Here is a 13,025-nt window from a genome sequence, read left to right on the forward strand (position 1 = left end):
GATGAGAGCTATACTCAAAACTGGCGCAATGCCCGTTTGCAGCGATGAGGAGTTCTTTTGTTTCAGTTAAGGGCACCCATTGGAGGGTTGCAGGTGGGCGAAGAGTGATTTCATTTTCAATTTCGGAGACGTCAACAAGGGGCGACCGACGCATAAACGTGAACTTGTATCGCAAATTAATTGAGAAACCAGCATATGGCGTTTTAAGGTACCATTTGCGATGGCAGAGTTTAGTGCGAAGTGTTGAAAAGCATTATCAGGGTTTAAACTTGCTCTTCCTGATGTGCGGATATCATGCCGTGTTCGATCATTGAGATAGAGTAAATGCGTGACATAATTTCTATGGTGTTGTGCATCGTGTGCTGTTTCCCAAAAAGCGACATTGATATTTACAGCAACCTTTTCTCCCGTTTCAGCGACATGGAAGGCATCATGAGGGAAGTAAGCAACACGATCTGTACGATTTTGTAGCGCAATTGCTGTTGATTTATGTTCCTCATATTCAGGATATTTGAGTCCTTGAAGGTCTTTTCGTGTGTTGGGCCATGCAAACATTGTTTTACCGTCCTGTAGGGTAAAACCAAAATTATGAGCGTGATCTACATGGATCCCAACATGGGTAGAAGAATACCGGCCGATAAAGCAGTCAATATCCACGCGTCTACCAGGTCTAAAACCTAAAGAATGTGCCAATTGATCTGCAAACTGTTTTACCGCATCCCAAAGTATAGGAGTCGCAGCATATAAGCCATAATATATTACTGCCCATTCTTGCTTTTCGGCATATTGATCAACGCTAGCAATATATTCTTCTATGGTCCTATCCGTATCTAAAACAAGAAAATTTGGAAGAGGATGTGGACTCCGTACTCCATTCACTACTGTTACGACTTCGGATTTAGGATTAAGAGTTTATGAGTATGTAGAGCGTATTGTCTTAAAGCATCCAATACATCCCTTTCATTGAAAGGGATGTATGAAATTGACAATTCAGACGTTTGCTTAGCTTAAACTTTTTGAGAAAAGCCCTCTGAAAATAATTCAAACATGCACTTAAATATGCTTAATTTTAAAAGTTACATGTATAAATAGATTTGTATCAACAATACATTATCAAACTTCCAGCGAACCATTCATATTAAGTTTATCTTGATAAACTTGAACATCGCTGATTTGAGCGTACTTAACACCCCCCCCTTACTGGATTAAGCTCATCAGCAGCTAATTCAATAACATCTTTTACTTCATTAAGTGAAATATTCATATATTTCCTTCCTTCTAGTTGATAAAAACACATGATAATTTAAATAAAAAATTATCATGCTTCTATACCTCGTATGTTTTCTCTCAAATGCCATGTTGATTGAAAGTATTTCTTATTCTTTTTAAGAGAGACACTTCGTATAATGAAGAGTGCTATGTGTTCTTATTAAAAAGATAGATTGTTCTTTTCGAGTTTTTGATTTGTAGGGGAGATGAACACAATATATTCTCATTATTCGTGTATTCTGTTTTCAAGTTTGAACTTAGAAAGATGTTGTCTGGATATTGTAAGGTAGTGTATAGATTTTCATGTATACAAAGAGCTTTTTGAGCAGGTGTAAAAAAGCTGCACAGAATGTACAGCTTTTTTAAGTGTTTGTTTTATGGGGTGGCTTTTAAAGCTTGAAAGAATCTTTACGGCTTCTATAGCCATAATAGCCAAAGATACTGGAAACAAAAGCGCCAATTAAGCTTCCTAAAAAGCCCCACCAGCCGATGTTTGATGCTGTTTTCGTCGCTTTTTGGGCAGTGTTTTTTGCTCCCTTTATGGCACTCTCAAGATTGTCTGAGAGCGTTTCAGTCTGTTCTTCAAGCGCTTTTATCGCTTTTTGCGTTTTTTCCTCTGCCCTTTGATAAACATGAATGGCTTCGTTGGCTGTTGTTTGTGCATCGGCACGTGTCATGCCATCGTGCATAAGGGCATTGATAATATCGCTTTTATCCAACTTTGCAGTAAGGACTTCTAAACGATCAGAAAGGCGATCACCAAGATTTTTCAAGTAGGTGCGATAGTGAGAAGGATCATTTTTAAAAGCTGTTATCGCTGTGCCAATATCTTTTAAGGCGCTTTGATAGGATTCTTTTAAGCGTTCAGGATTGAGAGCAGGGATGTCGCTCTTGTTGAGAAGTGTACGCAACTCATTGCCCAGTTTATCAAAATTGATACCATTGTTGCTGTTTTTGACCAAAAACTTTTCCAAGTTTTCGCCATTGAAATTTTCAAGCAGGGGAGCAATCTTTGTTTTGAAGCTGTCCACGGTTTGTTGAAGCATGGAGCTGTTTTCTAGGGCTGCTTTAGCGCCTATTTTTGCTGTGCTTGAAACTACGTGGATGGCTTGAAGGGTCATCAGTAGTGTTATGAGAGCCCAAGTGAGAAAGCCATGCAGTGTTCCTGAGGATTCAGAAAAACGCCCAGCAACAAAACCTCCCAAGGCAAGGCTGATGAGTGTTACGATAAGAGATCCCATGCCAAAAGAGAAGAAAGAGCCTTCAAAAGAGCTTGAAGAAGTGAAATCCATTTGACCCAAGCCTAATGCTGCTACCAGAAAAGAGAGGCAGATTGATGTGGCAAGGGCTGTTAGAAGTCCGGCAAAGATTGCAGACCATGAAATGGGAGGTTGGAAAAAAGGATATTCTGTTTCTAGGGATGTTTCTCCTAGAAAATGCGTATCGAAGGGTGTGTCTTCAGGAATGCGGGTTTCCATGTTTTTATCTCCTTGAATGATGCTGGAGATAGAATGCTTGTTGATCCATTATGTTCCCACAGAGACGGATAGAAGCTAAAATGAATAGAAAAACACTGCAATATTTTATGAGAGGAAAAATGTTGAATGTACAAATTCTAAAGATCTAATTTATGCTTGAGGAAAGATGTGTTCGTGTGATCATTTTATCTCTTATGAGATTTTATGAGACAGCATAATTTTTAATTGCACCTCGTGTTGTGTGGGAGAGAGAAGCTGTTCAAGTTGTTGCTTTTGCTGTAGGCTGTGTGTGGGGGCAATGCTGCAAGATCTCAATTGTCTGCCAAGGTTTTTTTATGCTCTTTGGACCTCTTAGGGTGAAAAAAACGAATTAACCAAAGCAAAAGATTATATATCATCAGAAGATTTATTTGCGTTTGAAGTTTTTGTTTAGAGCTATTCATGGAGTCTTTTGTTGAGCGTCTAAGGTGCAAACAGATTGAACGTTTTTTACATTATGCTCTGGTTGTGCAAAATAATGATATAGGCTTGTTTTATTAGGGCTCTGTTGGAAAATTTAAAAAGAGTGTTTTTACGATAATGTTTTGATCAACATATAATCAGCACCATCAAGGGGGATATTGATGTTTTAGGCGCATATTGATTGATCATTCCTTGTGTTTGAGGATAAAAAGTAAAATTTTATCGTTGTTGTTTGCTTTTTTCTAAGAAATCATGGTCGCTATAATTTTCGTTTTTATGCGCTGTTTTTATGACGAATAGTATGTTATTGATGATCAATAATATTGATACCCTTCAATTTGAAAAGCTTTTAAAAGCTGAGATAAGTGAAGAAGAGAGAAGATCGTTTGATTGTACGTTTTCCTCCTTGTTTTTTTACTTAGCAATAATGCTCGAAAAACTATTTTAATCTTTTGAGTAAAAACTCCCAACACCAAGAGGGCAGATTCAAAATTTTTGAGGCAATGTCTAACGATTTTAAGATTATATCCAACGTTGATTTTTTTGTTTTGTCTTCACCTTTTTGATAAGATGTAATATGCATAGTTCCTGATGGACTATTTTGTACGAAGGTACCATAATTTATAATGTTTATTTGAATCTGTGTATTAGAAGGGGTACGTGCTGTTATTGGTGTATAGTCGCTAAAGATTTCCTCTTTTATGTCTTTTATATTCTGTGTTTTAAATATATCTTTATAAAAACTGTTTTTGCATTTTTCCGATATGATGTTGTTGAAAATACAGACACTCATTATTTTTCCCATGTATATTTTTAGGTTCTTTATTTCATGGTTAAAATTTTTAAGGTAGTTTGTGAATGGATTTTTTAAAGCCATTTCCAGATTGTTACTAATTCTGATTATTTTGTCGAACACTTCTTTTAATGAGGAATCCAAAATATCTTTGATATTTGAAAAGTCGCGCTTATCAAGTTTGTTGATCATATCATAAGACCATCCCGAAAAAGAGGCAATCATTTCTATTGTTTGCTTGATATCTTCCTTTATGCTTATCAATTCTAAATCTTTAACTTTTGTACGCCGTAAACTGATCTCTGTATATGTTTTTCCTTCAACTGTAGAGGTACCAATAACGGAATAGATTTTATTTTTATTATGCACATTTACAGCTCTTATAGGTAAATTAAATAATTTTTAACTATATCATATTTGTCAATAAGTTATACAGTTTTTTGATTTTTTTATCTTAAGTAGAAAGTTTTATGAAATAAGTGTAATATATTGGGTTTTAGGTGTTTTGCAGAAGTCTCATTATACTCTATGAGCTGATAGAGTTAAACTCTTTACAATAATGATTTATGTTGATAGGGACTTTAAATTGTTGCTCTGTTTATACCATAGCGATTTTGGGGTGGAGGCGTCAGAGGTTGTTTTTCTGCTTTGCATTTTATTGATCAACTTTGTTGGATCATGTATAAAAAGTGTGATTTCTACTGTGAAGAGGGGTTTTGCTTTTTCTTATGCTATCAATGGAAAAAGCAGCGGAGGATTGTGGCAAAGTGTGTGTAAAGGAAAGATGCTTCATGGATTCAATTTTTGTATGTGAAGCATAGAGAATAGAATTTTATTTATAAAAAAAATAATAGAAATTTAAGTTCATAAGGTAAGATAATAACACTTTTAATCATTATTATTTATCTATATAAGAAAAAGATATCATTATATTTTTATTTTCAATTAAATATTAATTAATCTCTAACTTTAAAATTGTGATTTTATTTATGAATCGTAAATATACATTACCATTTCTTATACTTATTGTGTGTTTGTCGACCGGAGGTTTGATTTCTACAGATATTTTTCTTCCGGCACTTGGAGAAATGCGCCAATATTACCAAGTTACTGAATCGCAGATTCAGAGTGCGGTGGCGATTTTTTTGTTTGCTTTGGCACTTGGACAGCTCATTTATGGACCATTGAGTGATAATTTTGGGCGTAAAAAAACACTTCTCTTTGGTTTGTTTCTATGGTTGTTTACCACGATAAGTGTAATTTATACGGTTAATATTCACGCTTTTCTTATCTTGCGTTTTTTACAAGGTCTTGGAGCTTGTGCCGGAATTGTTTTAAGCCGTGCTATTATCAATGATTTGTTGGATAAAAAAGCAGCAGGAAAACTTTACTTAATTGTTTTTCCCTTTATTGGTATGTCGCCAGCACTTGCACCTTTCATTGGTGGACTTTTGATAGAAATTTTTCATTGGCAAGCTACTTTTATCTTTTTAAGTGGTTTTATATTTTTGACCATTTTGCTCTGTTATTTTGTGCTCACTGAGACCTTGCCTGTTCAAAAACGACAACCTTTTTCTCCGATAGGGTTTATGAAGGTATATTGGGCTGTTCTCAGAAATAAACAATTTATTTTTTATGCACTTATTCCGTGTTTTTCTTACGCGGCCTATTTTGCTTATATTGTGGAATCGCCTTTTTTACTCACGACTTTGGGTTTATCACCGATACATATTAGTTATAGCTATATTGGTGTGTCATTACCCTATATTTTGGGAAATTTTTTGGCGCGGTGGTTTTTTGAACGCGAGTCTATGGAAAAGACTGTGGGGAGAGGGTACGTTATTTTTGTGATAGGCGGTGTGCTTTTTGCTTTGCAAATGTATCTAAGTCCATGGCCCCTTGTGACAAGTTTTATGGCGATTGCTGTTCTTACTTTTGGCAATGGTTTTTTATTACCTTTAGGCACAGCGTTGGCTATTTCCTCACATCCACAAGCGGCGGGGGCGGCTTCTGGTGTTATGGGCTCTTTGCAATTGGGAAGTGCAGCACTCAGTGCGGCGGTTATTGGAAAGATGTCTGGTCATAGCCCGCGGGCTATGGCAACTTTATTAGCAGTGTGTTGCATGATTGGTTTTATCATTTATATTCAAAAAGCGCGTCATTTTATGACCTCAGAAATAAGTTGAGTAAAATGATAGAGAGTATTATGCAGAAATATTTCTGATGATTTACACGATTGGAACTCTGTTATTGAGTGATTTTTTTATTCAGTTGTTTGATCGAGTAGGTAAAATTGATCATAAACTTCGTTTGAATTTAACAAATAAGTTGTTATGGGGGAGACGTAAAGTTTCAACATACCTTTGTATTTTTATGACATTTAAGAGAAAGAATTTTGACTCTAATCCCTATTTAAAAGCAAGAGAAGCGATTGATCAATGAGCTGTCCGGTTGTTATTCTTTCTCCTGTCATGCCCATTTGGGATGAGGGGGCTTTTTGTGCTTCTTTGACAAAGCTTTGCGCGACAAAAGGATTCCAAGTAACACTGCTGGATACACTCTCGCTTTTTCCTAAGAGTTCTCATTTTCTCAATCATTCTGCTGTCGAAACTTTATCTTTTATGATAGGAGAACTCGAAAAATATTTTAAAAAACCTGCGCTGCTAGTAGGATTTTCTATGGCTGGAATGTTGGTACAAATATTGGCATCACGGCTTCCTAATGTTCGGGCTGTACTTGCTGTCAATGCACCTGGCTATCCAGATAAGATTTTGCAACGGCGCCTTGGAGATATTTTGATACACTTAGAAAATAATGATTTGGCGGGAGCTTTGGAAACACTCAATGTTTTTATGCATTCTCATGGCGTAATTAAAAAAAGAGTTGCCTTAGAAATTCCGAAAGATCAAAAAAGCATAGCCATTGAACGGATGACAAGAGGATTTAAACTCTTATTGGCATTGGATGCTAGAGATGAGATTGTTAAATATACGGGCAAGTTTTTAGCGTTGGTGGGTGAAAAATCGCAACTTGCAACGGTTGATAATCAAACAAAAAGTCAATGTGTCAATCATAAATATCGAATAATTTCTAGGGCTGGTACGTGTTTATGGGATGATAATCCTGTTATGACGAATGCAATCGTTAGCGAATGGATGGAGGGATTATGAAAAAGAAAGTTCTTGTGCTCTTGGGTAATGGGCGGGGACCAGAAATCCACGAGGGGCATTGAAGGTTTTAGAGCCCATAAAAGTTGTTCATTGAATTCACTTATGGTGGTATAAGATGGGAATGTTGAAAACATGAAGGGGGGGTGTCTTCCTTAAGCAATTTGGTAAAAAAATTTGGTAAAAATTACTGAATGCGATGCTCTTTTGCTTGCAGTTGTTCCCCGTTAAGGAAACGTAGCAAAAGAGTTTGTCCCTCATTTAAGAGAGCGTCGATTTCTATATCTTTTTCCCGTTCTTCTCTCGTGCTAAAAGTTAAGTCTGTTTGCTGATAAATATTCCGTAAGATACATCATTGGTTTTTAGCGGCCTTTTCATTTTTATGTTATCAAAAAAATATTGAAGGTCTATGTGCTGGATTGGATTTTCGCGGTGTCACTTTTCTAGCGCACAATGTTCCAATAGATTTTGCTCTTTAGATTAAGAGGATGAGATACATGCATCATACGATGTTGTTTTTATCTAGCCATTAATCTCTGCAATTAATCTCTGCTTTTGATGTGAAAATAAATGGTTTTTGATTAATTCAATAGAAGAGGATTTATCTGGTTATTCTATCTAAAATGCAAAAAAAAAGATTAATAGTCATTGTAAATTAAGATGTTATCTTTCATTCGGAGCATATGAAGAAAATTCAGAGATTTTGTGTTCCCCAAGCGTTTTTAATAATCGTTATTTTTTATAAATCAGAAAGAGATATTGTGAAAAGACAGAAAACAGTATCATTGACAGAACAGCTTTATAAATTTTATTGAAAAATATATTCCGTGAAGTGTTGATTGCGAATATGTGCTGTTTAGTTATTTGGTCTTAACTTGCTGTAAAAAATTCATAAAGTGTTTCCTTTATGCTTTTATTTAGATTGCATGATAGTTGAGTGCCCGCTTTGAGAAAATGTTTTCCAATGGGATAGCAGGAACAGTTCTTTTTTCTGTAAGATGTGAAGATTTAAGAAATGATTGTTTAACACTTTTATTTTCTTTTCAATTGATCATTGTGAGAGAATTTTTGTGAAAAATATTTGATACGGTGCGTTTGTTGATGTTGTCGGTAAACAAATTTTTGACGTAATTCATCTTGATAGAAGGTTCGTTGCAATTTTTTCAACGGGTTGTGTCCTCTCTGTTGTGATACATGGTGTTTTTTTAGTGCAAAAAAGAAAGGGCTTTTATGTATCGGATTGATTACAACAGTTATCGTTCTGTTAAGAGTTTTAATCGCCGGGTTCGTTTTCTTGTCATGCATTATACGTCTATTGATTTTAAAGCCTCGGTCATGGCCCTTACAGGGGAAAAGGTTAGTGCACACTATCTTATTCCTGACCCTTCAGAGCAGACATATCGTGAGGCTGGATTTAAGGATATGCGTATTTTTAATCTGGTTGATGAAAACGAGCGTGCGTGGCATGCGGGTGTTAGCGCATGGTCTGGGCATAGTCATCTCAATGATACATCTATTGGGATTGAAATCGTTAATTTAGCAACAGGTTATTCTGAGTCTTCAGACGAGACCGCTGATTTAATGAATCATCATGGTGAGGAATTTAATTTTCCTCCTTATAATCCAATACAAATTGATGCCGTTAAAGAGCTTGCATTGAATATTCTTCAACGGTATCCTGATATTATGCCAACGGATGTTGTGGGGCATAGCGATATTGCTATTGGAAGAAAAAGTGATCCCGGAGCAGCTTTTCCGTGGAAAGAACTTTATAAGGTCGGGATAGGGGCATGGTATGATGATGAGCCCAAAAATCACTATCAAGAACAATTTTCTAAAAGCTTTCCATCTAAGGAGGAGGCTTTGGCAAAGCTGAAATGTTATGGGTATGATATTTCAGCGGCATCTACTGAAATAGGATATAAAAATTTAATTCGAGCTTTTCAACTTCATTTTCGTCAAGAGAACTATGATGGGATTCTTGATGTTGAAACAGCGGCAATTCTTTATGCATTGGTTGATAAATATTTTTCGTGAATTCAGTTCGTTTGAATTAAAAGGTATTTTATGATGACGTGTGAGCGCTTGTTTTTGTTGATTGGTTTCATATAAAAAAGAGTGTTTATCGTTTTGAAAATTGTATGTTGGTATAAGGCGTTTTATGGAAACATAACTCTAAGGAAGACTTTATGGTTTATAGAGATGAAGTTTTACTGTTTCTTTTTCTTATTCCTTTAAAAGCATCCAAAGTTAAGATGTTGTTATAATGGGATCATGCAAGATAGAATGCCTCAAACAAAAAGGACTTCTATTGCGTGTTTACCTGTTTGTTTTAGATTTTTTTTGGTGTGTATCACACACATATTTTATTAACGGTATTCGTAAAGAGTATAGAATTTTCTGTGGAGATATATCGTCTATTGTGCATCATTATTCTTATGCTTAATAAAAGAGAAAGCCGGCACTATTCTACACTTTTCTCCCTTTTAATATTGCACGACAGTCTTTGACATTTGAAATGATTCATAGGTATTTGTCGTTCTTTTTTATTCAGCTTTTATTGCCAATCCTCTTTGTGACGAGTAAGGAAATAATTTTTCTATGACAACATAGAGGAATTGGGAATGAGAGAATCTGATGGTATTCAGCTTTCTTATTCAAGTTGAATAAAGGTAAATTATCATTATAAATCAATATCCTGTCTTGCTTCAATGTTTTATTCTATTATGCTGTAAAATACCATCATTGAAGGTCAAGATACAAGAGATATAAAGAATACAAAATTAAATTGAAGTATTTTAAAAATAAAGATGGGCCAATATTTAGGATGGGACTTGTCTGTAGCCTCTTATACAAATGAATCATAAAGATCCCCTTCAAGTTCCTCCCCAGAGCAATTGAATTATTTACAAACTGATGTTGGTAGGTATTTTTGTGCTTTGAGAGGCGTGAGGTTTCTTGTTCAGTGCAGTTAAACTGAATATTCAGGGTAGAACTTATCTGAGAAGATCATGCCTTAAATTACAAAGGTTAGATTGTAATTTACCAAAAAAAAGATCAATTGGGTAATAAGGCAATCGATGGCACGTTTTAAAGAGTAAGGAAGAGATTGTTTGAATTGATGGACGGGTAAAAACCGTATGAAGTTGTTTTTATCAAGCTTATAAGGTTAACTTTTTGATAATATTTTGTAAAATTAAGTCATTTTTGTCAGAAGGATTGAGAAAATAAGTATCCGGAAAAGTTGCTCATGATATTTGATTGCAAAAATAAAAACTGGCAACTTATGTCGCCAGTTTTTCAAATCTGTAGCTTAGCTTAATAAAATTAGAATGAACGCTGTAAACGGATCATACCTTGGAACGCACTTTTTCCATGAAAGAAAGGTTTTTCATTATCATGTGCATCCTTTATAACGCGATCATCATTCCAAGAAACGTAGGTCAATTCAGGTGTAATCACAAGACCTGGAACCAGCGTGTATGCAATATTGACAGACGTTGCAAAGGTTTTTACAGCACTATAAGAAATTTGAGCATTCAAATCCGCTTTTGGCGTGAGTTTGTAAGTGGCACCGGCCCAAGCGGCCCATTTACCACCCCAGTTTGCATAGATCGTTGTGCTGCGTCGTGATAACTCACCATCTGCATTTTCTGTGTAGTAATCTACACCATTTTTATAACCAGCCATTACCCATAGGTTGAAACGATCGTTAACATTAAAATCTGCACGTACTTTGCCAGCCCACTTTTTGTAGTAAGCATCATATGCGGCAACGGCTGAAAAACCACCCCATTTTTGCATAAACTTTATACCCAAAACCACATTAGGGGTGTAGTTTTTAATTGCTTTACTTGGAAGAGTATCTTCTGTGATAGGAATAAGCTTCCCATCTTTCTCAATATAGCTGTCTCCTATTGCTTTTGCTTCTTTTGCGTAAGGAAGGGAATCAGCATCATTGCCCACTTCAACTCCGATAATAGCAGAAAAGCCGGCATCACCGTTAAAGGTATAGGAAATAAAATTGGTGCGTGTTGTACCGGCAGGCGCTATGCTATCATCATTGAGAACATTTCCATAACCACCAGTCCAGCTGTTGAAAATGCTATCATCAAGACCTACACGAAATCCACCAAGCTCAATATAAGCAGCTGAAAGCTTCGCTCCAGCTTTATCTTTACCATCTCCCCAGCTTGAGAAAATTCTCGCATATGAACGAAGAGTTCCCATTTCTGTTTCAGAAGCGGCTTGAAAAACAAGGGTGAGCCGCGATGATGAGCCATAGGTTTTTCTTTTGTTGTTTAGTTCAGCTTCGGTGGTTGCATCAATATTACCACCGCCGACAAAATCAGCACGAACACTTCCTGATAAACGCATGCAGGTTTCTGTTCCAGGGATATAGAAATATCCTTTTCCGTAGGCATCACAAACGCGAACATATTCTATGGGTTCAGGTTCGGCAACAACTTTTGAAGCAGCATGTGCTCCAGAAATTGCTAAAAAAGCTGCTGTAGAGCTTAAAAAGAGGGATTTAATATTCATATGGGATCTCCAAGGTCCGTTTAATTTTCTTCTAAAGAACATCCTTGCCTAATGCATCAAAGACAAAGGCATAAGTAAAATACGCGGTACTCATCATTCTAGCTATACTAATATTTTGAGAGTTTCAAATATGAAATGAACTTTTTGTAATGTATCCATGTACTATTCGAGAAGATGTGATAAAAAAGACACAATTTTTATTTCATTAATTTGGGGTCCCTATGGAGTCAATCAAGAAAAAATTTCAGATAGTTGGGAAAAAAATAGAAAATGTCTTGAACTTTCTATTGATACCATTTATGCCTCTCCTTGGAGAGGTGGCCGAGTGGTCGAAGGCGCTCCCCTGCTAAGGGAGTAGGGCTCAAAAGGCTCTCGAGAGTTCGAATCTCTTCCTCTCCGCCATTATTCAGTAAAATCAGTATATTATATAATAAGTTAGGAAATTTTGCTTTCTTTGGTTCTTTTAACTTATCTCTCTCTTTATCCTACCCCAATTTTTTGTTGTTTTTTTAATTGTTTCTATTGTTAGATACTTTCTATCAATTGTTTTGATAGAGAGCGATGCTCTTTTATTTTCAGTTCAGCTAAACAGTGCTTTTACTCGCAAAACCTTATTAGTGTTTACATGAGCCGCGCGTATTGCTACTTGTTTTCTTAATCCTTTTTCTTAATTTTTGTGTTGATTTTTTTATACCTGCGGCTTTCTATATTTCATGAAACAAATGACAAAAACAGCTTTCTAAGGGTGAAAATTAAAGCAAAACCAATAAGAGATGCTTCAAACTTAATCGATTTCATGAAAATCGTTATGCCAATTTGTATTAACGGATATTAGATCGGTTGTGGAAAAAATATTGTGAGAAAGTCAAAGACCTTGTTTCAAAAATTCGAATGTTTCTATTGATTAAGGCAAGGAAAAGCCCTGTCTTCACATTGACGTTTCATATTTTTAAGTGAAGTATTGCCTGTGGATTTTTATAAATATAGGAAGCAGCACGTATAAATATAGGAAGCAGCACGAACGCTTATAAGAATTAAGTAGGCGTCAAGTTAGATGCATTACGGATATTGTTCCACAAAGTGTTTTATATCCCTATATTTCTCCAATCTATTGATGGCATATTTGTTGTTTTATAATGTTGTTTGCTTAAATTTTTGCTTTTTCTATGGCGTGTCAATCAATATAGACTTCTAACACAGCGGCGTATATTAAGATAAATATTTAAGATAGTTTATTGTTTTAACCATTGTATCAGCTTTTATAGGCCAACTAGAGAAAAAATATCCCTCTTATCATCACTCATCACCTTATGA

At 35.6% G+C, this 13,025-nt stretch carries 7 protein-coding genes and 1 tRNA gene; 4 read left to right on the top strand and 4 right to left on the bottom strand.

Translation table 11 applies throughout. The features are described 5' to 3' along the window. Positions 1-66: 66 nt before the first annotated feature. The 3 genes from PVV65_RS06580 to PVV65_RS06590 all read right to left on the bottom strand — a co-directional run bounded on the left by PVV65_RS06580 (position 67) and on the right by PVV65_RS06590 (position 4,371). A complete protein-coding gene (locus tag PVV65_RS06580) occupies positions 67-879 on the bottom strand; it encodes a hypothetical protein (RefSeq protein ID WP_273789636.1) in 813 nt (270 codons plus the stop codon). A 779-nt stretch (positions 880-1,658) separates the two neighbouring features. Then, the gene (locus PVV65_RS06585) at positions 1,659-2,747 is read right to left on the bottom strand and encodes a DUF3792 domain-containing protein (protein ID WP_273789637.1); all 1,089 of its coding nucleotides are present in this window, start codon (positions 2,745-2,747) and stop codon (positions 1,659-1,661) included. Positions 2,748-3,648: 901 nt separating this feature from the next. Then, positions 3,649-4,371 (bottom strand): phage tail assembly protein, encoded by a 723-nt coding sequence (locus PVV65_RS06590; protein WP_273789638.1) that lies wholly within the window; start codon positions 4,369-4,371, stop codon positions 3,649-3,651. A gap of 620 nt (positions 4,372-4,991) precedes the next feature. Between PVV65_RS06590 and PVV65_RS06595 the strand changes: the two genes are divergently transcribed. The 3 genes from PVV65_RS06595 (at position 4,992) to PVV65_RS06605 (ending at position 9,206) form a co-directional block, all read left to right on the top strand. After that, complete coding sequence (locus PVV65_RS06595) at positions 4,992-6,188, top strand: multidrug effflux MFS transporter (RefSeq protein WP_273789639.1); 1,197 nt, start codon at positions 4,992-4,994, stop codon at positions 6,186-6,188. A 252-nt stretch (positions 6,189-6,440) separates the two neighbouring features. Continuing rightward, complete coding sequence (locus tag PVV65_RS06600; RefSeq protein ID WP_273755436.1) at positions 6,441-7,172, top strand: alpha/beta fold hydrolase; 732 nt, start codon at positions 6,441-6,443, stop codon at positions 7,170-7,172. Between the two features lie 1,227 nt (positions 7,173-8,399). After that, positions 8,400-9,206 carry an N-acetylmuramoyl-L-alanine amidase gene (locus PVV65_RS06605; RefSeq protein WP_273755435.1) on the top strand — a complete coding sequence of 269 codons (807 nt, stop codon included), beginning with the start codon at positions 8,400-8,402 and terminating at the stop codon, positions 9,204-9,206. A gap of 1,290 nt (positions 9,207-10,496) precedes the next feature. Here PVV65_RS06605 and PVV65_RS06610 read toward each other — a convergent pair. Next, positions 10,497-11,711, bottom strand: coding sequence for a porin (locus PVV65_RS06610; protein WP_273755434.1), 1,215 nt, complete (start codon positions 11,709-11,711; stop codon positions 10,497-10,499). A gap of 311 nt (positions 11,712-12,022) precedes the next feature. Here PVV65_RS06610 and PVV65_RS06615 point away from each other — a divergent pair. Next, positions 12,023-12,113, top strand: a tRNA-Ser gene (locus tag PVV65_RS06615). The last annotated feature ends 912 nt before the right edge of the window (positions 12,114-13,025 follow it).

This window comes from Bartonella sp. ML70XJBT (assembly GCF_028618425.1).
Lineage (GTDB): Bacteria > Pseudomonadota > Alphaproteobacteria > Rhizobiales > Rhizobiaceae > Bartonella.

Excerpts from the sequence above, each read along its gene's own strand:
- PVV65_RS06585 (WP_273789637.1), bottom strand. The coding sequence starts at position 2,747 with ATGGAAACCCGCATTCCTGAAGACACACCCTTCGATACGCATTTTCTA.
- PVV65_RS06600 (WP_273755436.1), top strand. The coding sequence starts at position 6,441 with ATGAGCTGTCCGGTTGTTATTCTTTCTCCTGTCATGCCCATTTGGGAT.
- PVV65_RS06605 (WP_273755435.1), top strand. The coding sequence starts at position 8,400 with ATGTATCGGATTGATTACAACAGTTATCGTTCTGTTAAGAGTTTTAAT.
- PVV65_RS06610 (WP_273755434.1), bottom strand. The coding sequence starts at position 11,711 with ATGAATATTAAATCCCTCTTTTTAAGCTCTACAGCAGCTTTTTTAGCA.
- PVV65_RS06595 (WP_273789639.1), top strand. The coding sequence starts at position 4,992 with ATGAATCGTAAATATACATTACCATTTCTTATACTTATTGTGTGTTTG.